Source organism: Solibacillus sp. FSL K6-1126, from assembly GCF_038003445.1.
Classification (GTDB): domain Bacteria; phylum Bacillota; class Bacilli; order Bacillales_A; family Planococcaceae; genus Solibacillus; species Solibacillus silvestris.
This window is the reverse complement of the sequence record NZ_JBBOPD010000001.1, coordinates 1,219,696-1,244,445: the sequence shown is the minus strand read 5'-3', so window position 1 is coordinate 1,244,445 and position 24,750 is coordinate 1,219,696. Positions and strand designations below refer to the sequence as shown.

The window sequence follows — 24,750 nt, the reverse complement described above, 5'->3', positions numbered from 1 at the left end:
GTGCCTCCTAATTAATTTCGGGAAACATCTTATCCGGCTTCATTTGCCCGCTCTTTGTCGGATGGGCGATGTAAACCGCAAATGCTCGTCCCTCTACACCATATACAATTTTATCATGTTCCGTTAATAAAGTATGCATCGGGAGAACTTGCCCATTGAAAATTTGCTTTTCAATATCTTCCGTAATTTCAACGTATGGATAGTCGGATAATGCATATTCAACCGGCAACAGAAACTTCTCCTGCTCCCCGGCTTCCATCATTTCCGCGATTTCGGCCAATGTGAAGCAATTGTCTTTTGTGAATGTGCCTGATGCTGTTCGTACTAATTCATGCATATGTGCTGGGTAGCCTAGTGCTTCACCGATCTGAACAGCTAATGTACGGATATACGTCCCTTTAGAACATTTGATGCGAATAGAGAACGTCACTTCTTCCCCTTCGAACGTTTGTGCATCATCCATTAATTCCAGCTCATAAATCGTAATTTTACGTGTTGGGCGCTCGACTGTTTGGCCAGCTCTTGCATATTCATACAGTCGTTTCCCGTTCACCTTTACAGCGGAAAACATCGGTGGCGTTTGTTCGATTTCACCTGTCAATGTTTGAAGTGCGTGTAAAATTTCTTCACGTGTAAACGATTTGAAATCTGTATTTTGCTCGACCGTTTCACCTTCTGCATCTTCTGTTGTTGTCGTGCGTCCAATCGATACGACTGCCTCATACGTTTTGCCGGCATCTGTTAAATATTCGGCAATGCGTGTTGCCTGGCCGATACAGATCGGCAGTACGCCTTCTACACCCGGATCAAGTGTCCCGGTATGGCCTACTTTTTTCGTCTTTAATATTTTTCGTAATTTAAACACACAGTCATGACTAGTCATGCCGCGCTCTTTCCATAATGGCAAAATACCGTTCATTGTTTTGCTCCTTTGTTTGAAATAGGGATTTCGATATTTAATAGATTCTTTGATATAAGCTTCAGCTATAGTTGGTACTTTTCATACGATCCGTTCTGCTTCGCTACGGGAGGCCAACAGGATGTTAGTCACGAATGCGTTGTTACACGACGTAACGGTTTTAGCATTCGTTCTAATATTTAGCGGGCACGGCTCGAGCCTGTAGTCTCTCCCTCGTGCTTTTCCCGCAGGAGTCGCCCCCCTTCGCTTCGCGTCACTCTACCTTAGCATAAAGTTTATTTCCTTAACAAAACTTCTGTATTCAACAATTCCGTTAAATCAAAAGCAAAAAAGTCTGCCCGCATAGTTATGCAGTGCAGACTTCTTAGTTTTATTTCTCTTCGTGTAAACCACGTAGTAATGCATCGATTTTGTTACCGTATTCGATTGCTGTATCGAATTCGAATGCCAGTTCAGGCGTACGGCGTAAGCGGATACGTGAACCAACTTCCGAACGGATGAAACCGGATGCTTTTTCCAACGCTTGCAATGTTTCCGCACGTTCGCGGTCATTGCCTAACGATGTAATATAAACAGTTGCTTGCTGTAAGTCTCCTGTTACAGCTACATCTGTAACCGTAACGAAGCCTACACGCGGATCTTTGATTTTGCGCGCAATGATTTCAGTAATTTCTTTTTTCATTTGCTCAGCAACTCGATTGGAACGTAGAGACATAAATGTCACCTCATTTAAATTGCGTAATTAATAGTACATTTGCCACAAATCGTGGGCTTTATAAATATTCACGATAGAAATCCAGCTGTTCCCATTGCGGATTTGACTGCAGATAATGGATCGCCCGCATTAGCTCGCGTTCAGCCGCTTCTTTGGAAGAAGCAACTGCGACAAGCGCAAGCTTCGTACGCTGCCATACATCCTGATGATCAATTTCAGCAACGGAAACATTGAATTTTTGTTTCGTACGCGTCACCATTCGCTGAAGGACGGCGCGCTTTTCTTTTAATGAGTGGGCAGTCTGAATCATGAATTCAACTTCTGCGTATACAATCATTATTTACGAACGATTTCTTCCATTACGAAGGCTTCGATAATGTCGCCTTCTTTAATGTCGTTGTAGTTTTTAATCGTAATACCACACTCATACCCTTTTGCAACTTCTTTTGCATCATCTTTGAAGCGTTTTAGTGAATCCAGTTCACCTTCGAACACAACAACGTTTTCGCGGATAACACGTACTCCAGCATCGCGAACGATTTTACCTTCAATAACGTATGAACCAGCGATCGTACCAACTTTAGATACTTTAATTGTTTGACGAACTTCCGCTTGACCAACGATTTTCTCTTCGAACTCAGGATCAAGCATCCCTTTCATCGCGTGTTCGATTTCTTCGATTACTTTATAGATGATACGGTGCAGACGAATATCTACGCCTTCTTCATCAGCAGCACGTTTAGCATTTGTGTCCGGACGTACGTTGAATCCGATAACGATTGCATTTGATGCAGCAGCAAGAGAGATATCCGATTCTGTAATCGCACCCGCACCAGTGTGGATAATTTTAACATTAACGCCTTCAACATCAATTTTCATTAATGAAGAAGCCATTGCTTCCACTGTACCTTGTACGTCTGCTTTTACGATTAAGTTTAACTCTTTCATTTCGCCTTGGCTCATTTGTTCAAATAAGTTATCAAGAGTTACACGTTGTTTTTCTGAACGTGATGCTTGGATAGCTGTCATTGAACGAGATTCACCAACTTGACGAGCTGTTTTCTCATCTTGGAATACTACGAAACGGTCGCCCGCTTGTGGTACTTCGTTTAAGCCTGTAATTTCAATCGGCATAGAAGGACCAGCTGTTTTAATACGACGGCCAAGATCATTGACCATTGCACGTACACGACCATATGCATGACCGACTACGATTGGATCACCAACACGTAATGTACCATCCTGAACTAAAAGTGTTGCAACTGCTCCACGACCTTTATCAAGCTGTGCTTCAATAACTGTACCGATTGCTGAGCGGGTTGGGTTGGCTTTTAATTCGCCTACTTCGGAAACTAATAAAATCATTTCTAGAAGCTGGTCAATACCTTCACCTTTTAGTGCTGAAATTGGTACGAAGATTGTATCTCCACCCCATGCTTCAGGAACTAATCCGTGCTCTGTTAATTCTTGTTGTACACGGTCCGGATTGGCAGATGGTTTATCCATTTTGTTGATTGCTACGATAATTGGTACTTCTGCAGCTTTTGCGTGGTTGATTGCTTCAACTGTTTGAGGCATTACACCGTCATCTGCTGCTACTACGATAATTGCGATATCTGTAATTGATGCACCGCGCGCACGCATTGTTGTGAATGCCGCGTGTCCAGGAGTATCAAGGAATGAAATTTTCTTTCCGTTAACTTCTACTTGGTATGCACCGATATGCTGTGTAATACCGCCTGCTTCACCCGCAGTAACTTTCGTTTTACGGATTGAGTCAAGCAATGATGTTTTACCATGGTCAACGTGTCCCATGATTGTTACAACTGGTGGACGTTCTTCTAATGCGTTTTCGTCAACTTCCACGATTGTATCATCGAAGTACGTATCTAAATCTGTTTTGTCGATACGGATTTCTTCTTCAACTTCTACCCCGTAGTCTGCACAGATTAGCTCGATTGCATCCTTATCAAGTTCTTGGTTAATTGTTGCCATTACACCAAGCATGAATAATTTTTTAATAATTTCCGATGGCTCACGGTGTAATTTTTTTGCAAGTTCTGCAACTGATAAACTTTCATAGAAAGTAATTTTTTCAGGTAATTCTTTTTGCACCATTGGTTGTGGTGCAGGACGGTGCGTACGACGTTTACCACCATTGATACCTGGTTTTCTACGTTGTTGATAGCCGCCTTTATTTTGTGTGTTACCACCTTTATTTGGCGTGTTACCGCCTCTATTTGGCGTGTTACCGCCGCCTTTATTATTACTAGTGTTTTGTGTTGTGCCGCCTTTGCGGTTGTTAGAGTTATTTTGAGTCATATTTCGATTTTGGTTACCTTTTTCATTTCTTATTTTTTCGCCTTGTTGCGATTTTGTTTGCCCTTGGGCGTTTGAAGCTTTGTTCGGTTGTTGGTTATTCGAAGCAGATTGTGGACGATCCTGCTTTTGACCTTGCTGCACTTTTTTCTGCCCTTGTTCACCGCGTCTCGGTGTTACATTTACAGCTTTGGCAGGTGTCTTTGCAGGAGAATCTTTCGTTGGTTCCACTGCTTGCTTAAAGACAGAATTTAGTTTTGAGACCGCCTGCTCATCAATTACCGCCATGTGATTTTTCACCGGCAGATTATGTTTTGCAAGCTCTTCAATAACTTCCTTACTTGTTTTATTTACCTTTTTCGCATATTCATGAACTCTTACTTTGCTCATCTGCTCACCCCCGATTAATTTTCGTTGAGTAGACTAGACATTTTTTTAGCAAATCCGCTATCTGTAATAGCAATCGCTACACGGGCTTCCTTCCCGGTAGCATGTCCAAGATCATATCGATCCCCGAAAACATAATACTCAACATTATAAAACGTACATTTATCCTGAATCTTTTTGCTCGTATTTGCCGAAGCATCTGAAGCTAAAAAGACAAGCTTAGCTTTGCCGCTGCGAATTTCCTTTACGACAAGCTCTTCTCCGGATATTGTTTTTCGTGCACGTGCTGCTAAACCTAATAGCTGTAGCAATGCAGGGTTTGTCATAAAATCGACTCCCTGCGGATTAGCGTTAGCAACTCCTCATACACCTCATCCGGCACTTTTGCATCAAGCTGGCGATCTAAAATATTCTTTTTACGCGCCATTTCAACAGCATCTTCCGTTTTAGAAACATATGCTCCACGACCGGATTTTTTTCCTGTAATATCAACAGTCACTTCGCCCTCTTTAGAACGAACGACGCGAATCATTGATTTTTTCGGAAGCATCTCGCCTGTTGCAACACATTTGCGCAAAGGAATTTTTTTATTAACGACCATATTGCTTACCCTCCTTGCAAAATCATTCCAAATGACGGCTTATTCTTCGTCATCACCGTATAAATCAAATTTTACTTCTTCTGCATCTTCACGTGGAACGAATGTGCTCGTTTCAGAAGGATAGATTCCTAATTCGCGTGCATCTGTTTCACTCTTGATGTCGATTTTCCAGCCCGTTAATTTTGCTGCTAAACGAGCATTTTGTCCGCGCTTACCAATCGCTAGTGATAATTGATAATCCGGTACGACAACTGTTGTTGACTTTTCTTCTTCATTTACTTGAACGTCCAGAACTTTTGAAGGACTTAGTGCATTTGCAACGAATACAACCGGATCTTCTGACCATTCTACGATATCAATTTTCTCACCGTTTAATTCGTTTACAATTGTCTGCACACGGGCACCTTTAGCTCCGACACATGAACCTACTGGATCTACTTCTTCATTATGTGCATATACAGAGATTTTTGAACGGTCTCCCGCTTCACGCGCGATTGATTTAATTTCAACTGTGCCATCATAAATTTCCGGAACTTCCATTTCAAATAGGCGGCGCAATAATCCAGGATGAGTACGAGATACAATTACTTGTGGACCACGTGTTGTGCGTTCAACTTTTGTAATGTAAACACGGATGCGAGATGTTGGCTTGTAAACTTCACCTTGAATTTGTTCGTTAACAGGTAATGCCGCTTCCACTTTACCGATTGACACATAAATATTACGTGCATCTTGACGCTCGATTACGCCTGTTACGATGTCATCTTCACGGTCTACATACTCTTCATAAATTAAACCGCGCTCTGCTTCACGAACACGTTGCGTCACAACTTGCTTAGCCGTCTGTGCCGCGATACGTCCGAAGTTACGTGGTGTTACTTCTTCTTCTACGACGTCACCAATTTCATAAGCTGCATTAATAAACTTCGCGTCTTCCAAAGCGATTTCCAGACGATCGTCTTCTACTTCTTCTACTACGTCTTTACGAGAATAAACAACCATTGAACCTGTTTGTAGGTTAAGATCCACGCGAACATTTTGCGCTTGGTTGAAGTTACGTTTGTACGCCGTTACTAAAGCCGCCTCAATCGCCTCAATTAATACATCTCTTGAAATACCTTTCTGCTCTTCAAGGGCAGTTAGGGCATCTAGTAATTCACTACTCATTTTTGTTTTCACTCCTAAATTTGCTTATCTGAAAAATCGATAGCAAGACGCGCTTGCGCAATTTTTTCTTTTTCAATTTGTACTGTAACTTTACGTGTTTTAATACGGAATTCCATTTCTAAAAATTCATCTGTATATGCGCGTAAATAACCATAGAATTCTTTTAAATCCTTAACTGGCTCATAAGTTTTCACATAAATATATTTGCCGATTGCTTTTTCAAAGTCCTGTTGTTTCTTTAACGGACGTTCTGCTCCTGGTGAAGAAACCTCTAAGTAGTAGTTTTGCTCGATTGGATCATTTTCATCCAATTTCTCGCTTAAACTCTCACTCACTTGTGCACATTGTAAAATATCAATGCCGCCTTCTGGTGTGTCAACATAAATACGCAGGAACCAGTCGCGTCCTTCTTTTACGAACTCGATATCAACTAATTCCAAATCAAGCTCTTCCACGATCGGTGTCACTAGCTCTTCAATGATCGACGTAACTTTGCTCATCGTATCCTCCCTAACGTCTTTGTTTGTTTTAGATCTTCATAGTATTGGTTAAACAAAAGACGAGTTTTCATTGAAAAAATTGGACATTTACAACTAAATGCAATGGCGTCCAGATTTCTTTTGAGGCCCACAGGACGTGGGTCAGCCAGTCTTTGCCGCACGATGCGACGCGTTAGACGGACTTCTTTTTTTCATTATAAAATCTGCGACATTCGCCAGAGGTTTAACTCCACTCACAATTGATCAGAACACTTGCTCGTTGAAATTAAATAGTTGTGTAAACAACAGAAAAGAGCGGGAAACCCCACTCTTTTGCTGGCGAACTATCAACAAATTATTACATTTAGCATAGCACAAAGGCTATCCTAATGCAAATTTTGCCTATTAACACATAGAATTAACAACTACTGAGAGAATATGCATCCGAAAATACAAAATCCTCTCTTTTAGCCTGTCTGTACATTAGAATAAGGACAGCTGGTTGGCATCCGGCATTCCTTCCAAGCATCCAAGCTCATCCATATACTCGATTAACGTCTTCGATACACGGCCGCGCTGCTGTAAATCTTCTTTTGATAAAAATTCTCCATTTTTACGTGCTTCAACAATTTGTTTCGCTACGTTAGTACCAAGACCTGGAATGGCATCAAAAGGTGGAATCAATGAGTTTCCTTCGATGATGAACTCACTCGCATGCGAACGGTATAAATCAACCTTTTTGAAGCTCATCCCGCGTTCACACATTTCCAGTGCTAGTTCCATAACTGTCAGTAAACTTTTCTCTTTCGGCGCTGCATCGAGCCCCTTCATGTTGATTTCATCGATTTTTTTGCGGATCATGACAGAACCTTGTGTCATCGCAATTAAATCAAAGTCCGACGCACGCACAGTGAAGTACGCTGCATAGTAAAGAATCGGATGATGGACCTTGAACCATGCGATACGCACAGCCATTAATACATAGGCTGCGGCGTGGGCTTTCGGGAACATGTACTTAATCTTTTTACAAGAATCGATATACCATTCAGGCACTTTTTTCGCACGCATTTCCGCTTCCATTTCATCTGTTAACCCTTTACCTTTACGCACGGACTCCATAATTTTAAAGGCAAACGACGGTTCCAGATCCTGATAAATTAAATAAACCATAATATCGTCACGACAGCCGATTACTTCTTTTAATACACAAGTGCCGTCTTTAATCAGTTCCTGTGCATTTCCAAGCCATACGTCTGTACCATGTGAAAGTCCGGAAATCTGAACAAGTTCACTGAATGTCGACGGTTTTGTTTCTTCAAGCATTTGGCGTACGAATTTTGTTCCGAACTCCGGAATTCCGAGCGTTCCTGTTTTCGTTCCAATTTGCTTTTCGGTCACACCTAGCGATTCAGTTGAACTGAAAATCTTCATAACAATCGGGTCGTCTGTCGGGATTGTTTTTGGATCGATTCCGGATAAATCCTGAAGCATACGAATTACGGTTGGATCATCGTGCCCAAGTATATCAAGCTTTAAAATATTATCGTGGATCGAGTGGAAGTCGAAATGGGTTGTTTTCCATTCCGAATCCTGAGCATCCGCCGGGAACTGTACTGGCGAGAAGTCGTAAATATCCATATAATCCGGTACTACGATAATTCCCCCCGGGTGTTGTCCAGTTGTACGTTTTACTCCTGTACATCCTTGCACAAGGCGGTCCACTTCCGCATTCCGGTAAGTGATGCCATTGTCGCTTCCGTACCCTTTTACATAACCATATGCCGTCTTTTCGGCAACCGTACCAATCGTTCCGGCACGGAATACATAATCCTCACCGAATAGCACTTTCGTGTAGTTATGCGCTTGTGGCTGATATTCGCCGGAGAAGTTCAAATCGATATCGGGCACCTTGTCACCCTTGAATCCTAGGAACGTTTCGAACGGGATATCCTGGCCGTCTTTTTTGAACGGGGCACCACATTCCGGACATTGTTTGTTCGGTAAGTCATAGCCTGATGCAACCGAACCGTCCGCGATAAACTCGGAATGCTTACAGTTTGGACAAACATAATGCGGCGGCAGCGGGTTTACTTCGGTAATTTCCATAAATGTCGCGACAAGGGAAGACCCTACCGATCCACGTGAACCTACTAAGTAACCGTCAGCCAGCGATTTTTTTACGAGCTTCGCGGAAATCAGATAAATTACCCCGAACCCGTGCCCTAAAATAGATTTCAGTTCCTTATCAATACGGGCCTGGACAATTTCCGGTAAATTTTCGCCGTAAATGCTATGTGCCATCTCATAAGTTAAATTCGTTACTTCATCATCCGAGCCCTCAATTTTCGGCGTATATAAATCATCCTTGATCGGTTTTACATCGCCGATCATATCGGCAACTCGCTGCGTATTTGTCACGACAATTTCCTTTGCCAAATCCGGACCTAAAAAGTCGAATTCCTTCAGCATTTCATCCGTTGTACGGAAATGGACTTTCGGTAAAGGATTACGATTTAACGGGTTTGCGCCACCCATTGATCCAACTAAGATTTGACGGAACTTTGCATCGGTTTCATGCAAGTAGTGGACATTTCCCGTTGCTACGACCGGTAAGTTCAGCTTTTTGCCAAGCTTTACGATACGGCGGATAATATCTTCCAATGCCCATTCATCATGGACAGTACCGCCGTCCACTAATGGAGAATAGACCGGTTTCGGCATAACTTCCAAATAATCATAGAATTTTGCGATACGCTCGGCTTCTTCCTGCGTTTTATTCATCATCGTTTCAAAGAGCTCACCATTCGAGCATCCTGAGCCGACGATTAATCCTTGTCGTAGTTTCTGCAAATCAGAGCGGCGAATACGTGGTACACGGTAAAATGTTTCCGTATGCGAAATCGAAATTAACTTAAACAGATTTTTCAGCCCGGCATCATCTACAGCCAAAACTGTACAGTGACTTGGACGTGACTGCTTGTATCCTTCTTCACCGCCGACGTGGTCGTTCATTTCAATCAGATTTTTAATGCCTAAATCTGCAGCCTGTTTCAGCAAATGCAGGAATAGTTCACCTGTTGCTTCGGTATCATAAATTGCCCGGTGATGCTGGGTAAGTTCAATATTGTATTTTTTCGTTAAGGTTTTTAAGTTATGCGATTTTTGCCCTGGGTTTACAAGACGAGAAAGCTCGACCGTATCGATCCCCGGGTGACGAACTTCTATGCCAGCATTTTTGTAGGCAACATATAAGAAGCCTAAGTCAAACGCCGCATTATGCGCAACAACGACCCCATCACCGATAAAGTCATGGAATTCACGAATGACATCACTCAGCTCTGGTGCATTGACGAGCATATCATCGGTAATATGTGTCAGCTCGATAATTTTTGCTGTTAATTTTCGGTGCGGATTTGAGAATCGTTCAAATGTATCAATAACCTGACCATTCTTTATTTTGACGGCCGCCAGTTCGATAATCGTGTCATACACATTTGAAAAGCCGGTCGTCTCTACGTCAAATACAATATACGTTGCATCTTCAAGATCAACATCTATCGGATCGTAAACAATTGGTTTCCCGTCATCAACTAAGTTTGCCTCAACGCCGTAAATGACTTTAATGCCGTTTTTCTTGCCGGCAGCATAAGCTTCAGGGAATGCCTGAACAACAGCATGGTCAGTAACCGCAATCGCAGGATGTCCCCATTTAGCTGCCTGTGCTACTAGTTTATCGACAGATGTCATCGCATCCATTTGACTCATTGGTGTGTGCAAGTGAAGCTCAACACGCTTTTCGCCTTCCGGAGCATGGTCTTTTTTAGGTTCATGCTTAATTTCATTGATGTCTTTTACCATCATGACTAAATCGCGGGCAAATGTATCAAGCTGAATCGATCCGCGTACACGCACCCACATCCCTTTGCTCATCTGCTTCATCTTCACGACGTCCTCATCCCCGTTTGAGAACATTTTGACCATTAGTGAGTCGGTGTAGTCGGAAATTTTAAACTCAAGCAATGAACGACCGCTTCGAAGTTCCTTAATATCACACGCAAAAATAAACCCTTCCAGTACAATCGAACGTTCTTCTTCCAGTACTGTACGGATTTCAACAGGATCCGGATTTTTGATCAGTGCACCAATCTGGAACGGTGTATCTCCAGTAACAGCACCAGGATTGGCCGCCTTCTCTTTTTCGCGTGTTGCAAAATCGGCCATTGCCTGTTTCGACAACCGTTCTTCCTCTTCCTGACGTTGCTGATAAAACGCTTCTTGCTGCGCGATAAATTCATCTGATTCTTCCACCAGCTTGAACTCAAGCGGAATATGCGGGAAACCGAATGTCTTGTATGAATCGGCAATTTTATCCGTATACTTTGATTTTAATGATAAGTACTCTACTTCGAGCATCGACGTCACGACAAGCTTATGACCTGTCCATTTCGGTGTTTGCTTCGATAAATTGGTACGCAGCATTGGCGACATTTCATCCATTTGCTCAATAACTACTTGCCAATAATCCAAAATATGCTGCTCATTGACTACTGGATTATATGATTCAATCGTCAGTAACACATTGGCAATGGGCGAAAATTTCTCGACCATCCGCATCCGCAGTAATTGATACACTTGGTAAGGCAATATATTTTCTATTTTTATTTTAAAGTCCCAAACACGCTTCTTTTTATGAACTGTTACACGTTCGAGTGTTCCATTTTCAAAAAAGGACATATAGACATCATCAGTCAATTCAAGCTGCTGTAACAATAGTAGGAATTTTTGTCTTCCTTCCTGTTTTGACAATTGTTTCACCCTTTCATCATGCTGCTTTCATTGTGAGGCAAGGGTTGCACCGGCATGGAAAACACTCCGCGCGCACCAATCACCGGTCCCTTCACATCCAATGAAAAAGAAAAGAAAGTACATAAAAAATTGTACTTTCCCGTTCTCTCTATCTTAATCGTTACTAGTTTTGGCGGAAATATTCGTTTAAGCGATCGACTACTTCTTCTTTCGCCCATTCTGCAGATTCGCCTGTTGAACGGAATTTCACTTCCACTAGACCTTCTGAAGCTTTTTTACCTACTGTAATACGAACAGGTAATCCGATTAAATCCGCATCCGCAAATTTAACGCCGGCACGTTCTGCACGGTCATCATATAACACTTCATAGCGGTATGATTTCAGTACACCGTAAAGCTCGTCTGCTAATTGAACTTGTGCTTCGTCTTTAGCATTGACCGGTACTAACTGCAAATCATATGGCGCTAATTGTGCAGGCCATACAAATCCGTTTTCATCTTGGAAATGTTCTGCAACAGCAGCAAGTATACGTGAAACCCCGATACCATAGCATCCCATAATATAAGGTTTTGCTTTACCTTGCTCATCAAGGAATGTTGCATTTAGTTTTTCTGAATATGTTGTACCTAATTTGAAAATATGTCCAACTTCAATTCCTTCAGCAAACTTAATGATACCTTGACCGTCCGGAGATGGGTCACCTTGTTGGATGAAACGGATATCTTCATAAGAGCTGATCGCAAAGTCGCGCTCCGGATTGACATTTAATAAATGGAATCCATCTTCGTTTGCACCTGCAACACCGTTACGGATTGATTTGATTGCATTATCTGCAATTACTTTTACATTCACCGGCAATTTCACAGGACCGATTGAACCTGGTGTACAGCCAAGTAATTCTTTAATCGCTGCGTCTTCTGCCAATTCAACAGATGTAGCACCTAATGCATTTTTTAATTTAATGTCGTTAATTTCGTGGTCACCGCGCGCTAAAACAACAACCAACTCACCATCAATATCAAAAACTAGTGATTTAATCACATTTGAAGGTTCTACATTTAAAAATGCAGATACTTCTTCGATTGTTTTTTGATCTGGTGTTTCAATCTTTTCGATGTCTTTCATCGGTGTTGTCGGTGCTGTATATTCTACAACAACCTCTGCCATTTCGATGTTTGCCGCATAATCCGATGTATCCGAATAAGCGATTGTATCTTCCCCGATTTCAGAAAGCACCATGAATTCGTGTGTACCTTTACCGCCAATTGTACCTGCATCCGCGATTACGGCACGGAAGTTTAAGCCAAGACGTGTGAAGATATTTGAATAGGCACGGTACATATCATCATATGTGGCATCAAGTGATTCACGTGAAGAGTGGAAAGAATATGCATCTTTCATAATGAACTCGCGGCCGCGCAGTAAGCCGAAGCGTGGGCGTTTTTCATCACGGAATTTACTTTGGATTTGATAAAGTGTTAACGGTAATTTTTTATATGATTTAATTTCATCGCGCACTAAAGTTGTGATCACTTCTTCATGTGTTGCACCTAAAGCGAAGTCACGGTCATGACGGTCTTTTAAACGCATAAGCTCCGGACCGTATGCTTCCCAGCGACCTGACTCCTGCCATAGCTCTGCTGGTTGCAATGCAGGCATTAATAGCTCGATTGAATTGATTGCTTCCATTTCTTCACGGATGATTTGTTCGATTTTTGATAATACTCTGCGCGCTAATGGTAAGTATGAGTATACTCCGGCCGCATTTTGACGGATAAATCCGGCACGCAATAGCATACGATGCGATTTTACATCGGCATCGGATGGATTTTCCCTTAAAGTTGGGATAAACGTTTTGGTCTGTTTCATAAATAGTGCCACCTTTTTTATTTAAATTGCTACTTCTATAATACTAATCAAATTTAGCTTTGAACGCTAGTATTATTCATACAAAACGCTCAAAGCTGCCATTTTAAAACGTATTTTGTTTTAGAAGAAGAATCGCTGGATATCGTTCCATGTTACGACGACCATCAAGATCATCAGGAGGAGGATACCGACGAAGTGAACCATACCTTCTTTTTGACGGTCGATCGGTTTTCCTCTTACTGCTTCCACAGCGAAGAAAAGTAAACGGCCACCATCAAGTGCTGGTAGTGGTAACAAGTTCATAATCCCTAAGTTGACGCTCAGCATTGCCGCAAAGTATAGAATATTATATAAACCGAATGTGACAACCGTTTCAGTTGTTTTATAAATTCCTACAGGGCCTGATAATGCGTCAATCGAGAATTGGCCGGTAATCAGTTTGCCGACAAGTGTTCCGATTGTAATAATCATGTTATACGTTTCTTCCACACCATACACGACGGCTTTTAGCGGATTTTTTTCAATGGAACGCATTACACCGATTTGTCCGTAATCTGGACCACCTTCCTGCTCTACAGCTTTTGGTGTAAGTTCAATTATTTCATTACCCGTTTCACGTTCGACTTCGAATGTTACGGCTTTGTTCGGGTTTTCGAAAATTTGTTCTGATAATTCTTCCCAAGTTGAAATCGACTGTCCGTTCACCTTGACTACTTTATCGCCATCGACCAATCCGGCACTGCTCGCAACAGAATTGTCCATAACTTCGGCAATAATCGGTTCCTCAGAAGGAATCCCTTGAATAAGCCCGATAATCAGGAAGATGAAGAACGCTAAAATAAAATTGAATAATGGACCAGCGAAAATCGCCATTGCACGAGCACCAACAGATTTTGAATTAAATTGGCGATCAAGCGGCGCAATCATCTGCTCCGTACCATTTTCAACGATGCTTGCTGTACGGGATACATTGTAGCGAATGAACTGGTCATCCTCATCATAACCTTCAATCCAAAGTTCACGTTCCAGATCTGCACGCTCTACTTCTAAAAAGATGACGTTTTGATAATGTGTTTTTTGATTGAGTATGATTTTTTCTACGATATTTTCTTCATTTGTTATTAAAGCTACGCGGTAACCAGGCTGCAACTCTACCGTATCGGTATCTTCGCCGGCCATTCTTACATAACCGCCAATTGGTAATAGTCGTAGCGTATAGACTGTTTCACCTTTCGTCATCCCAAAAATCTTCGGTCCCATACCAATCGCAAATTCACGCACCATAATTCCTGCGCGTTTTGCAAATAAGAAGTGACCTAGCTCATGGAAAAAAACGAGTGAGCCAAAAATTAAAATAAAGGCTATAACTGTTTGCATAATCTCCCACCTTCATTGGAACTGAGCCGAATATTATTTCGCCCAATCTTTTTTAGCAATCAAGCTCTTTGAAAAAAGGCACCGCTTGTACAAAAAGGGGATGTCCACCTTTTTGTTCTTCACATCCGTTTTTCACACTTTCCTATTTTACCATGCTTGCGACTGTTTTTCTCGTTTCACTGTCTACATGTAAAATAGTTGCTAAATCTGGCAAAGCGATATTGTTATGACTATTCATAATACGCTCAATACATTCTTCAATTTCTAAAAAAGTAATTTTTTCTTGTAAAAACAATGCAACGGCTGCTTCGTTTGCTGCGTTCATTGCCGTTAAGATTGTCCCGCCCATGCGCCCTGCATCATAAGCAAGCTTTAATGCACGGAAACGGTCAAAATCCACTTCCTTAAAATGAAGCTGTCCAATTTGGGCCAAATTTAAACGTTGGCCATTTGCAAGCGGCAGACGATCCGGATAGCTAAGCGCATATTGAATCGGTACACGCATGTCCGGTGTTCCGAGCTGTGCGATGACACTTGTATCCTCATATTCAACCATCGAGTGAATGATGCTTTCTCGGTGCAGCAATACGTCGATGTTGTCATAAGGCATATCAAACAGTACATGTGCCTCAATCACTTCAAGCCCTTTATTCATCATTGTTGCTGAGTCAATCGTAATTTTGGCTCCCATTGACCAGTTCGGATGATTCAGAGCATCTTTTAACGTTACTCCTACTAGCTCATCTCTTGTTCGATCTCTGAATGAACCACCTGATGCCGTTAAAACAATGCGCTCGATACGCTTTTTGTTTTCACCGTTCATCGATTGGAAAACAGCTGAATGTTCACTGTCTACCGGTAAGATCGGTGCATTGTATTTTTTTGCTTCAGCCATGACAAGATGGCCTGCTGTTACAAGTGTTTCTTTGTTTGCAATGGCAATCGTTTTCCCCATGCGGATCGCAGCAAGTGTCGATTCCAGTCCAACGCTACCTAATACCGCATTAATAAGCACTGTCGAATCCGGATGTGTCGCTACTTCGACCAATCCTTTTTCACCATATGTAAAGGAAATATGCGGAAACTCTTTTTGTAAAGTGCCTGCCGCTTCCTCTGTTTGCATCGAAACTAATTCTGGTTGCAGTTTTTTTATGATTTCGCGGGACTTTTCAATATTTTGTCCGGCTGAAAATGCAACAAGCTTAAATTCATTCGGATTTGCAAGTAAAATATCAAAGGTTTGCCATCCGATGGAACCTGTTGCACCTAATAAACTAATTTTTTTCACAATGATACGTCCCTTCTATGTCCTAGGAAAAGAAATGTAAAAAATGCAGTAATGGTACGACAAATAGTAAACTGTCAAAGCGGTCCAATATGCCGCCGTGTCCTGGCAGAATATTGCCTGAATCTTTTACATCATAATGACGTTTAATAGCCGATTCGACCAAATCACCCATTTGACCAATAATTGATGCGATAATTGTCACAACGATTAATTGCAGCCAGCTTGAGGCAAAAGGATAGATGAGCTGCATAGCAATTGCAAAACAAACGGCAATCACAATCCCGCCAACAAAACCTTCCACTGTTTTCTTCGGCGAAATTTCCGGCCATAATTTATTTTTCCCTAATTTACGCCCAACAAAATAGGCGCCGGAATCTGTTGTCCACACGACTAACAATACAAAGACGACAAATTCTAGACCGATAAAACGTGTTTCGATAAAATAATGGAATCCAAGGCCGACATAAAATGCCCCTAACAATATAAAACCAATTTCATCAAAAGTCATTTTATTTTTTACAAGTACAATATAAATCAATAACAGTGCCGTAATTCCATACACAATCATCAAAATTGAATCATATTGAAAAAATTCAACGATATTCAGTGACCATTCATTTGGTACAACCAATACTATTAATGCAAGTGTACCAATAATACCTGGAACAGATGCAATTGAAATTCCTTTCATTTTCAGCAATTCATAGAAACCAATGACTGCGATAATACTCATTAAAATCGCAAATGGCGTTCCTCCATAAATTACGAATGGAATAAATAATGCTGCAGCAATTACTCCGGTAATGATGCGTTGTTTCAACTTGTTCCTTCTCCTTTCAGCCCTCCATAACGGCGGTTACGGTTTTGATACACGGAGATTGCCTCTTTTAAGCATGCTTCGTCAAAATCAGGCCAATGCGTATCAGTGAACCAAAACTCCGTATAGGCAAGCTGCCATAGCATAAAGTTACTTATGCGCACTTCACCACTCGTGCGAATTAATAAATCGGGTTCAGGTAAATGAGCCGTCATTACATACTGGGAAATATGTTGTTCATTTAATTCGTCAATTGTAAGACTTCCTGCTTCTACCTCTTTCAGAAGCTGTTGCATCGCCATTACAATTTCAGCACGCCCACCGTAATTCATCGCAAAATTTAAGACCAGTCCCGTATTCCCTGCAGTAGCTTCCATCGCCTTTTTTAAAGCGGATTGAGTATAGTCCGGCAATGAATCCATTACACCTATCATTTCCACTTTAATATTTCGCTCCATTAGCTCCGGCAAAAAGGAATTTAAAAATTGCTCTGGTAAACGCATTAAAAATTCGACTTCTGATTTAGGACGCTTCCAGTTTTCTGTTGAAAATGCGTAGAGCGTCAATACTTGTACTCCTAAATCACATGCGCAGCGTGTTATCTTTCGAATGGTTTTCATTCCTTCATGATGACCTGCGACCCTTGGCAATGAACGCTTTTTAGCCCAGCGTCCATTTCCGTCCATAATAATTGCAATATGGGTAGGGATTTCCTCTCCCTTAACTAAGTCCACATTTTCACTACTGAATGACTGTTCTTTATTTGTATTTTTTCCAAAAAGTTTTTTAAACATAGTTAATACCCCCAACTGCACAGATCGGACCGTTTCCCTTTTTATCATATCAAAAAAGGGATAGCCTGTCCTTTTTATATAATGAACTTCTTTAGTATCTAAAAGAATAAAGAATAAATTGTTCTTCTATTAACTTTCATATGTATTTTTTCTACAATTTATACTTTTCAATTAGGGGAAATGGGTTAATGCGCATTTTTTTGCTACAGCTATACTTCCCTAACAAACTTAAATTTTATCTATTATTGTAAAAAAAAACGTCCTTATTAGCAGGACGTTTTAATCCATGTAAAGTTCATACATCGCCAGAAAAAGATTTCGCGCTAATGTGATCCACCAGCGCGAAACAATATTATTAAAAATTAAGTATTATCTTATGAACATTGGGGTTAATATCCATTGCGGCCACCGCAGAAGAAGCAACGACTTGATGAATGAGAAGGCGAAATCTAGTCGCCTCCCCTATTCCAATCACCCTGTTTTATAAAATATACTTAAAATTAAACTGTTAAAATTTCTTTTTCTTTTTCTTTCACTAACTCCTCGATTTTAACAATTGAGTTGTCTGTTAGCTTTTGGATGTCATCGTTGAAGCCGCGTAGTTCGTCTTCTGTGATTTCACCGTTCTTTTCTAATTTTTTCAGGTCATCGTTAGCATCGCGGCGCACGTTACGTACAGCAACTTTCGCTTCTTCCGACTCTTTTTTCACCTGTTTAACTAATTCTTTACGGCGCTCTTCCGTTAATGCCGGTACTGCTAAACGAATAACATTCCCGTCATTTGTCGGAGTGATTCCGATGTCTGAACGCATAATCGCTTTTTCGATTTCGCCTAAAATTGATTTATCATAAGGCTGGATTACTAAAAGGCGTGCTTCCGGTACAGAGATACCTGCCATTTGGTTGATCGGTGTTGGAGAACCATAGTAGTCCACCGTAATACGATCCAATAGTGAAGCATTTGCTACACCTGCGCGAATTGAAGCTAATTCACGTGAGAAAGCATTAATAGATTTTGTCATTTTTTCTTGTGCTTGATTTAATACTTGTTGTGTCATTACGCATCTCTCCTAACAACTGTTCCAATTTTTTCGCCTAATGCGGCACGTTTAATATTACCTGGTTCTGATAAGTTGAAAACGACAAGCTTAATATCATTATCCATACATAATGTTGAAGCTGTAGAATCCATTACTTGCAAACCTTGTTGAATAACGTCTAAATACGTAAGTGTGTCATACTTAACTGCTTCAGAATCTAATTTTGGATCTGCAGAATAAACGCCATCCACATTGTTTTTCGCCATTAAAATTGCATCTGCATTAATTTCTGCGGCACGTAAAGCGGCTGTCGTATCTGTCGAGAAGTATGGGTTACCTGTTCCCGCAGCAAAGATTACGACACGTGCTTTTTCCAAATGACGAACTGCTTTACGTCGAATATATGGCTCTGCCACTTGTGTCATAACGATCGATGATTGAACACGTGTAGGAACACCCAGATTTTCCAGCGAGTCTTGTAATGCCAGTGCATTCATCACTGTTCCTAACATACCCATATAATCTGCATTGGCACGTTCCATTCCCATTTCAGCGCCGATTTTTCCGCGCCAAATGTTGCCTCCGCCGACAACTAATGCGACCTCTACACCTAAGTCGATAACTTCTTTAATTTCTCCAGCGATCGATTTAATAACATCCGGTGAGAAACCGAAGCCTAATTCTCCAGCTAATGCTTCCCCGCTAAGTTTAATAACTACTCGTTTGTACTCTGACACACCCATAGTAGACCTCCGTTACTCATTTATTTAAAAGGAAATACGACGCGATTTTTTTATGTATCGTACTTCGCTTCATTCAAAAATAGATTTCTTTAAAAATAGGGAACACGCAAATGGTGCTCCCTACTGTTTGCTTAAATTAATGTTAATTTAAGTTGTAATTTAATTAGTTACCTTTAACTTGGCTCATTACTTCTTCAGCGAAGTTATCTTCACGTTTTTCGATACCTTCACCAACACCATAACGAGTGAAGCTTGTTACAGTAGCACCTAATGAGTTTACGAAGTCGCGTACTTTTTGATCTGAGTTTTTAACGAAAGCTTGGTCTAATAAACATACGTCTTCGAAATATTTACCAAGACGGCCTTCTACCATTTTCGCTACGATGTTTTCTGGTTTACCTTCGTTTAACGCTTGCTCAGTTAATACTTTGCGCTCACGTTCAACTTCGTCAGTAGAAACTTCGTCACGAGAAATGTAAGTTGGGTTGATTGCAGCGATATGCATAGCGATATCTTTTGCAGCAGCAGCGTCAGTAGAACCTTCAAGAACTACTAATACACCAATACGTCCGCCCATGTGTAAGTAAGAACCGAATGCATCTGCATCAGTTTTTGTTTTGATTTCGAAACGACGTAATGAGATTTTTTCACCGATTGTAGCTGTAGCTGTAGAAATTTGGTCAACGATTTTCACGCCGTCTTTTTCTAATTCTAAAGCAGCTTCTACTGATTCTGGCTTAGCAGCTAATAATTGCTCTGCTAAAGAAGCAACTAAAACTTGGAACTTGTCGTTTTTCGCAACGAAGTCTGTTTCAGCGTTTACTTCTAAAAGAATCGCTTCATTACCGTTTTCTAAAATGTAAGTTGTACCTTCAGCAGCGATACGGTCAGCTTTTTTGCCAGCAGCAGCTAAACCTTTTTCACGTAGGAAATCGATTGCAGCATCGATGTCACCTTCTGTAGATACTAAAGCTTTTTTACAGTCCATCATACCTGCGCCTGTTTTTTCGCGTAATTCTTTTACTAATTGTGCAGTAATGTTTGCCATGTTGAGTTTCCTCCTAAATATAATGAAAAATTTATTTACACTATTTCATACTTTAAGCGATAAATCGCGATTTTTCAACGATTCATACATTTTCAAATTCATTTCTCAAAAAAAGGTGATAAGGGGTTCATCCACTTATCACCTTTTCTAACAGTGAATTACTCAGCTGTAGCTTCTTCTACTGCTGGAGCTTCTTCTTCACCTTGTTTAGCTTCTAATAAAGCGTCAGCCATTTTAGCAGTTAATAATTTAACCGCGCGGATAGCATCGTCGTTTGCAGGGATTACGTAATCAATTTCATCTGGATCACAGTTAGTGTCTACGATACCAACTAGAGGGATGTTTAATTTGATTGCTTCTGCAACTGCGATACGCTCTTTACGAGGGTCTACAACGAACATTACGTCCGGAATAGCTTTCATATCACGGATACCGCCTAAGAATTTAACTAAGCGCTCGTGCTCTTTTTTAAGTTGGATTACTTCTTTTTTAGGAAGTACAGCAAAAGTACCGTCTTCTTCCATTTTTTCGATATCTTTCATACGTTTTACACGTTTTTGAATAGTACCGAAGTTTGTTAAAGTACCACCTAACCAACGTTGGTTGATGTAGTAGTTACCTGAACGTTCAGCTTCTTCTTTGATCGCTTCTTGTGCTTGTTTTTTCGTACCTACGAATAAAACTTTACCACCGTCTTGACCAACTTGACGCATGAAATCGTATGCTTCTTCTAATTTTTTAACCGTTTTTTGTAAATCGATAATGTAAATACCGTTACGCTCTACGAAGATATATTTCTTCATTTTTGGGTTCCAACGGCGAGTTTGGTGACCGAAATGTACACCAGCTTCTAGTAATTGTTTCATTGAAATTACTGACATGAGTGTTTCCTCCTAATATGTTTGGTTTTTTTCCTCCGTATTTTTCATCTGCAACAAGCTACCCGTAGACTTACGAGCACCACTTACTACATCAAAATACGTGTGTATTGTTAACACCGCTTGTAACTATATCATAATGGACTTTCAAGTGCAACTACTTTACGCATGAAACTTTACGAGGAGCTCAATTTCCGTTTTTCCGCGTCCCATCATTCTCGCAATTTCTTCAATCGATTTCCCATTGCGATAATGATTGATTACTTGCTGTTCAAATGTCAGGTTTTGTTCTTGAATTTCATTGTCTTCAGAAAGTGTTTCCGCTTTTTCTAAAGCTTCATTGTCCTTTTCTTCAACTTGCTGCTGTGTCTTTTGCTTTTGATAGGCACTTGCAGCTTGCTTGACCGGTACGAATTTACGCGGTTCCATTTCCTGTTCTTTTACCGGTTGTTCTTTTATAGTCTGCGCCGTTCCTTCTTTACGGGTTGATGCTGCCTTTTGGACAACATTCGGTTTTTTCAGTTCACTGATTAACCGGTCATTTTCTTCTTTCATCTCCATTAAATATACGCTAATCGCATTGTCCATTTCATTAATCAGTTCATTTTGGCGCTTTTCTATATTCTGAAACTTAGAAAGCTTAGTATATAAAAGAACAATTACAAAAATCGTAATCATCTGGATGAGAAATAAGGTAATTACAACTGCGATCATGATGACTGCTCCTAGCCACTAAAATCAAAAAGGTTCCCTTTGAACGGGTGCTGCACTTTTTGTTCTAGCTGTTCCTTATTTTTCTTGTTTTCTTGAGTTTGCTCTTGTCCGTTTTGGGAAGGCTTATCCTGTTCCTCATCATTGAGGGCGTTCAGATGCTCTGTTTCATTGACGGATAATTGTTTGCGTTCCAGTTCCCTATTCAATGCTTCATTTGCATGCATTTGCTGCAGGATTGTATTTTGTTGACGCTGATCCGCCATCTTTCCTGCCTCAAATGTTTTAGGAATCGCAATCTGCAATTCCAGGCCCTTTAAACTCATAACGCCGCCTCCTTACGTATTAATCATTTCTGAAGACAATAATTTACGTAATTTAAACAATGCTTTTGAGTGAATTTGCGAAATTCTAGATGTGGACAGGTCCAGTATTTCACCGATTTCGGTTAATGTTAATTCTTCCGAGTAAAATAAACTAATGACAAGCTGTTCTTTTTCATTCAGCTTTTTAATATTTTCACCCAAATCGCCTAACAGTTCTACATGAACGCTATGCTGCTCCGGTGTTTTCGTATTGTCATCACGGATAACAAAGGACTTACCTTCCGATTCTTCCTGGTCCAGCTGCTCATTGATGGACAGCACATTAGAGAAAAAATGTTCCTGGAAAGTTTGGTACACTTCTTCGACAGGCAGATTCATATGTGCTGCAACTTCTTCTGCTGTCGCATGGCGCATCAACTTTTGCTCAAGTGACTCAATTTGCGATTCCAGTTTTTTTGCTTTTTCACGCGCTGATCTCGGGAGCCAGTCCTCTTTTCGTAAACCATCAAGGATAGCACCACGAACACGGAATGAAGCATACGTATCAAATTTTAAATCTCGGTTTATATCAAATTTATTTAACGCATCAAACAGCCCCATCATCCCAAGACTCATTAAGTCATCTCTGGAAATGTTTTTCGGAAGCCCGACAGCGATACGCTGTACATGATAGGATACGAGTGGTTTAAACTTTTTTATTAATAAATCGCCTGCTTCGGGATCACGGTTCTTTGTCCAACGAACCCATAATGATTGTTCGTCTCTATGCCTTTGTTCTGTCAAACATACCCACCCCTTTTTTGAAAAGTAACATATTTATGTTTATTATACCAAAAAGCCTTTTAATATACATTTAATCCAATAATTCGACACAGTATTTCCTTATATTCTGCTAAATAAAAAAGAGCCGGATATACGACTCTTTTACCTTGAAAGGGATTCATCGCTTTGAAGCATCGAACGAACGACTTGTGCAATTTCTTCCGAATTCTCATCTTCAACTTCCTTTGCCGGAAGGTCGCTTTGCGGAACAGCCTGTGTTTTGTCCGTCTCTTTTCCAACTGCTCCCGGAAGTTCCTCTTCTGTTTGTAACAAAACAGGTGATTCCGGTGTATAAAATACATATCCAAGGAAATAACGGATAAGAAACATTAAACTAAATGCAATGACAGCAACGACAAAAGCTGCGCCAATCGTCGGCAGTGGCAACGCATACGGATTTTGAATTGCAGCGATAAAATATACAGCGAATGAAAATAGTGCTGCCCAAAAATTATAAAATATTGAACCAAACATTAAATTTCACTCACTCCTTTATTGACGGTACGAACTGAAAGCATGCTCGTTTCAGGGTTAAACTCAATCGTACGACCGCTGTTACCGCCCGTATCTTCAGCGATGAGCGGTATGCCCAGTTCTTTTAACTGCGCTTTTACTGCTTCCACATTTCTAGGTCCAATCCTCATCGAATCTTTGTCTGCTGTAAATTGGAACATTTGTGCACCACCCGCAATCTTCGCCTTTAGCTTAAAGCGTTGTGCTCCTTCTTGTTTTAAAAGATCAACTAAAGCAGCAATTCCGGTATCGGCAAATTTTGCGGCATTCATTGTTGCCGTCCGATTTAAACTAGAATCCGGCAGCATGACATGGACCATACCGGCAACTTTTTTGGAATCGTCGTAAATGACTGCACCAACACAAGAACCTAAACCCGACGTACGGATTGTTTTAGGAACTTTTACGATATCCATTTGTGCAATACCTACTTTAATCACTTCGCTTGAATGGGTAACTATCATGTCGTAGGCACTCCTAATGCTTTAAAAATCGCTTCAAATGAATCAGGTTCAGGTAACAGGAAGAACTGCCCCTTTACTGCGTCATCATCAGACATGACTTCTTCATATATGGACGTGTTAATGACGATGACTGTATCGCTAACTTGTGAAAGTTCAATCAGGCCGATACTAATAATCGCACCAAACATATCCACACTCAATCCAGGGACAGTCGGATAGATTTTCAGCCCTGTAAAATCGGATAAAGCCGATAAATAAGAGCCGGATAAAATATTTCCCATTTCCTGCATTGCCGATACGCCCATTTCCGAATATGGAGGTGTGTGAAAATCAAATGATTCATCCTGAATAAGACTTTGAATAAATCGGTTTGCCTGTTCAATCGGCAAAATGAAAAACATGCTTCCTTGGGCATCCCCTTCTATACGAAGATAAATACCGACGACAGCATTTTCCGAGCCGCCAGCGAGTTCCATCATTTCATTAAACGAGGCCATCTTCACGTCGGGTACACGCATATCGATCTTTTTTCCCAATAAATTCGATAATGCCGTAGCCGCATGTGCAGCACCAATATTTCCGATTTCCTTTAAAACATCTAAATGCAGCAATGTGATTTTTTCACTAAAGTTCATTTTCAATCCCTACTTTAATAGATTCCAGGCA

24 protein-coding genes are annotated in these 24,750 nt (G+C 40.8%); all 24 read right to left on the bottom strand.

The window, feature by feature from the left end; all coding sequences use genetic code 11:
* Window positions 1-7 precede the first annotated feature (7 nt).
* A complete protein-coding gene (truB, locus tag MHH44_RS05960; protein ID WP_340798032.1) occupies window positions 8-919 on the bottom strand; it encodes a tRNA pseudouridine(55) synthase TruB in 912 nt (303 codons plus the stop codon).
* 370 nt (window positions 920-1,289) lie between these two features.
* Entirely contained in the window at window positions 1,290-1,634 is a 345-nt protein-coding gene (gene rbfA / locus MHH44_RS05955) for a 30S ribosome-binding factor RbfA (protein ID WP_008403233.1), read from the bottom strand.
* 58 nt (window positions 1,635-1,692) lie between these two features.
* Window positions 1,693-1,971 carry a DUF503 domain-containing protein gene (locus MHH44_RS05950; protein WP_008403234.1) on the bottom strand — a complete coding sequence of 93 codons (279 nt, stop codon included), beginning with the start codon at window positions 1,969-1,971 and terminating at the stop codon, window positions 1,693-1,695.
* Entirely contained in the window at window positions 1,971-4,343 is a 2,373-nt protein-coding gene (gene infB / locus MHH44_RS05945; RefSeq protein WP_008403235.1) for a translation initiation factor IF-2, read from the bottom strand. Before infB ends, MHH44_RS05950 begins: the two co-directional genes overlap by 1 nt.
* A gap of 14 nt (window positions 4,344-4,357) precedes the next feature.
* Window positions 4,358-4,666, bottom strand: a complete 309-nt coding sequence (locus tag MHH44_RS05940) for a YlxQ family RNA-binding protein (RefSeq protein ID WP_014824466.1) — start codon at window positions 4,664-4,666, stop codon at window positions 4,358-4,360.
* Window positions 4,663-4,941 carry an RNase P modulator RnpM gene (rnpM, locus tag MHH44_RS05935; protein ID WP_008403237.1) on the bottom strand — a complete coding sequence of 93 codons (279 nt, stop codon included), beginning with the start codon at window positions 4,939-4,941 and terminating at the stop codon, window positions 4,663-4,665. The genes MHH44_RS05940 and rnpM overlap by 4 nt, the downstream gene beginning before the upstream one ends.
* Before the next feature lie 39 nt (window positions 4,942-4,980).
* The gene (gene nusA, locus MHH44_RS05930; protein ID WP_008403238.1) at window positions 4,981-6,108 is read right to left on the bottom strand and encodes a transcription termination factor NusA; all 1,128 of its coding nucleotides are present in this window, start codon (window positions 6,106-6,108) and stop codon (window positions 4,981-4,983) included.
* 14 nt (window positions 6,109-6,122) lie between these two features.
* Window positions 6,123-6,608, bottom strand: coding sequence for a ribosome maturation factor RimP (gene rimP / locus MHH44_RS05925; protein ID WP_340798030.1), 486 nt, complete (start codon window positions 6,606-6,608; stop codon window positions 6,123-6,125).
* A 462-nt stretch (window positions 6,609-7,070) separates the two neighbouring features.
* Window positions 7,071-11,393 carry a PolC-type DNA polymerase III gene (locus MHH44_RS05920; RefSeq protein WP_340798029.1) on the bottom strand — a complete coding sequence of 1,441 codons (4,323 nt, stop codon included), beginning with the start codon at window positions 11,391-11,393 and terminating at the stop codon, window positions 7,071-7,073.
* Window positions 11,394-11,556: 163 nt separating this feature from the next.
* Window positions 11,557-13,263, bottom strand: coding sequence for a proline--tRNA ligase (locus tag MHH44_RS05915; RefSeq protein ID WP_065216406.1), 1,707 nt, complete (start codon window positions 13,261-13,263; stop codon window positions 11,557-11,559).
* A gap of 120 nt (window positions 13,264-13,383) precedes the next feature.
* Window positions 13,384-14,640, bottom strand: coding sequence for an RIP metalloprotease RseP (rseP, locus tag MHH44_RS05910; protein WP_008403244.1), 1,257 nt, complete (start codon window positions 14,638-14,640; stop codon window positions 13,384-13,386).
* A 142-nt stretch (window positions 14,641-14,782) separates the two neighbouring features.
* Window positions 14,783-15,928 carry a 1-deoxy-D-xylulose-5-phosphate reductoisomerase gene (gene dxr / locus MHH44_RS05905; protein WP_340798028.1) on the bottom strand — a complete coding sequence of 382 codons (1,146 nt, stop codon included), beginning with the start codon at window positions 15,926-15,928 and terminating at the stop codon, window positions 14,783-14,785.
* 22 nt (window positions 15,929-15,950) lie between these two features.
* On the bottom strand, window positions 15,951-16,748 hold the full coding sequence (locus MHH44_RS05900) for a phosphatidate cytidylyltransferase (RefSeq protein WP_087615392.1): 798 nt from the start codon (window positions 16,746-16,748) through the stop codon (window positions 15,951-15,953).
* Window positions 16,745-17,539: an isoprenyl transferase gene (locus tag MHH44_RS05895; protein ID WP_008403248.1), complete on the bottom strand. Its 795-nt coding sequence runs from the start codon at window positions 17,537-17,539 to the stop codon at window positions 16,745-16,747. Before MHH44_RS05895 ends, MHH44_RS05900 begins: the two co-directional genes overlap by 4 nt.
* A 500-nt stretch (window positions 17,540-18,039) precedes the next feature.
* Entirely contained in the window at window positions 18,040-18,597 is a 558-nt protein-coding gene (gene frr, locus MHH44_RS05890) for a ribosome recycling factor (RefSeq protein WP_008403249.1), read from the bottom strand.
* The gene (gene pyrH / locus MHH44_RS05885) at window positions 18,597-19,322 is read right to left on the bottom strand and encodes a UMP kinase (protein ID WP_008403251.1); all 726 of its coding nucleotides are present in this window, start codon (window positions 19,320-19,322) and stop codon (window positions 18,597-18,599) included. Before pyrH ends, frr begins: the two co-directional genes overlap by 1 nt.
* Window positions 19,323-19,485: 163 nt before the next feature.
* Window positions 19,486-20,370 (bottom strand): translation elongation factor Ts, encoded by an 885-nt coding sequence (gene tsf / locus MHH44_RS05880; RefSeq protein WP_008403253.1) that lies wholly within the window; start codon window positions 20,368-20,370, stop codon window positions 19,486-19,488.
* Between the two features lie 158 nt (window positions 20,371-20,528).
* On the bottom strand, window positions 20,529-21,251 hold the full coding sequence (gene rpsB, locus MHH44_RS05875) for a 30S ribosomal protein S2 (RefSeq protein WP_008403254.1): 723 nt from the start codon (window positions 21,249-21,251) through the stop codon (window positions 20,529-20,531).
* 159 nt (window positions 21,252-21,410) lie between these two features.
* Window positions 21,411-21,962 carry a hypothetical protein gene (locus tag MHH44_RS05870; RefSeq protein ID WP_340798027.1) on the bottom strand — a complete coding sequence of 184 codons (552 nt, stop codon included), beginning with the start codon at window positions 21,960-21,962 and terminating at the stop codon, window positions 21,411-21,413.
* A gap of 11 nt (window positions 21,963-21,973) precedes the next feature.
* Window positions 21,974-22,285 (bottom strand): RNA polymerase subunit sigma, encoded by a 312-nt coding sequence (locus MHH44_RS05865; protein ID WP_087615395.1) that lies wholly within the window; start codon window positions 22,283-22,285, stop codon window positions 21,974-21,976.
* A 12-nt stretch (window positions 22,286-22,297) separates the two neighbouring features.
* Window positions 22,298-23,068 (bottom strand): FliA/WhiG family RNA polymerase sigma factor, encoded by a 771-nt coding sequence (locus tag MHH44_RS05860; RefSeq protein WP_340798025.1) that lies wholly within the window; start codon window positions 23,066-23,068, stop codon window positions 22,298-22,300.
* Window positions 23,069-23,209: 141 nt separating this feature from the next.
* On the bottom strand, window positions 23,210-23,581 hold the full coding sequence (locus MHH44_RS05855; RefSeq protein ID WP_340798024.1) for a multidrug transporter: 372 nt from the start codon (window positions 23,579-23,581) through the stop codon (window positions 23,210-23,212).
* The gene (locus MHH44_RS05850) at window positions 23,581-24,084 is read right to left on the bottom strand and encodes a chemotaxis protein CheD (protein WP_008403259.1); all 504 of its coding nucleotides are present in this window, start codon (window positions 24,082-24,084) and stop codon (window positions 23,581-23,583) included. The genes MHH44_RS05855 and MHH44_RS05850 overlap by 1 nt, the downstream gene beginning before the upstream one ends.
* On the bottom strand, window positions 24,081-24,719 hold the full coding sequence (locus tag MHH44_RS05845; RefSeq protein WP_340798022.1) for a chemotaxis protein CheC: 639 nt from the start codon (window positions 24,717-24,719) through the stop codon (window positions 24,081-24,083). The genes MHH44_RS05850 and MHH44_RS05845 overlap by 4 nt, the downstream gene beginning before the upstream one ends.
* Between the last annotated feature and the right edge of the window lie 31 nt (window positions 24,720-24,750).

Excerpts from the sequence above, each read along its gene's own strand:
- MHH44_RS05895 (WP_008403248.1), bottom strand. The coding sequence starts at position 17,539 with ATGTTTAAAAAACTTTTTGGAAAAAATACAAATAAAGAACAGTCATTC.
- tsf (WP_008403253.1), bottom strand. The coding sequence starts at position 20,370 with ATGGCAAACATTACTGCACAATTAGTAAAAGAATTACGCGAAAAAACA.
- rseP (WP_008403244.1), bottom strand. The coding sequence starts at position 14,640 with ATGCAAACAGTTATAGCCTTTATTTTAATTTTTGGCTCACTCGTTTTT.
- MHH44_RS05855 (WP_340798024.1), bottom strand. The coding sequence starts at position 23,581 with ATGTTTGGTTCAATATTTTATAATTTTTGGGCAGCACTATTTTCATTC.
- nusA (WP_008403238.1), bottom strand. The coding sequence starts at position 6,108 with ATGAGTAGTGAATTACTAGATGCCCTAACTGCCCTTGAAGAGCAGAAA.
- rimP (WP_340798030.1), bottom strand. The coding sequence starts at position 6,608 with ATGAGCAAAGTTACGTCGATCATTGAAGAGCTAGTGACACCGATCGTG.
- MHH44_RS05865 (WP_087615395.1), bottom strand. The coding sequence starts at position 22,285 with ATGAGTTTAAAGGGCCTGGAATTGCAGATTGCGATTCCTAAAACATTT.
- pyrH (WP_008403251.1), bottom strand. The coding sequence starts at position 19,322 with ATGGGTGTGTCAGAGTACAAACGAGTAGTTATTAAACTTAGCGGGGAA.
- rpsB (WP_008403254.1), bottom strand. The coding sequence starts at position 21,251 with ATGTCAGTAATTTCAATGAAACAATTACTAGAAGCTGGTGTACATTTC.
- rnpM (WP_008403237.1), bottom strand. The coding sequence starts at position 4,941 with ATGGTCGTTAATAAAAAAATTCCTTTGCGCAAATGTGTTGCAACAGGC.
- MHH44_RS05950 (WP_008403234.1), bottom strand. The coding sequence starts at position 1,971 with ATGATTGTATACGCAGAAGTTGAATTCATGATTCAGACTGCCCACTCA.
- MHH44_RS05915 (WP_065216406.1), bottom strand. The coding sequence starts at position 13,263 with ATGAAACAGACCAAAACGTTTATCCCAACTTTAAGGGAAAATCCATCC.
- frr (WP_008403249.1), bottom strand. The coding sequence starts at position 18,597 with ATGACACAACAAGTATTAAATCAAGCACAAGAAAAAATGACAAAATCT.
- rbfA (WP_008403233.1), bottom strand. The coding sequence starts at position 1,634 with ATGTCTCTACGTTCCAATCGAGTTGCTGAGCAAATGAAAAAAGAAATT.
- MHH44_RS05845 (WP_340798022.1), bottom strand. The coding sequence starts at position 24,719 with ATGAACTTTAGTGAAAAAATCACATTGCTGCATTTAGATGTTTTAAAG.
- infB (WP_008403235.1), bottom strand. The coding sequence starts at position 4,343 with ATGAGCAAAGTAAGAGTTCATGAATATGCGAAAAAGGTAAATAAAACA.
- MHH44_RS05870 (WP_340798027.1), bottom strand. The coding sequence starts at position 21,962 with ATGATCGCAGTTGTAATTACCTTATTTCTCATCCAGATGATTACGATT.
- MHH44_RS05940 (WP_014824466.1), bottom strand. The coding sequence starts at position 4,666 with ATGACAAACCCTGCATTGCTACAGCTATTAGGTTTAGCAGCACGTGCA.
- truB (WP_340798032.1), bottom strand. The coding sequence starts at position 919 with ATGAACGGTATTTTGCCATTATGGAAAGAGCGCGGCATGACTAGTCAT.
- MHH44_RS05850 (WP_008403259.1), bottom strand. The coding sequence starts at position 24,084 with ATGATAGTTACCCATTCAAGCGAAGTGATTAAAGTAGGTATTGCACAA.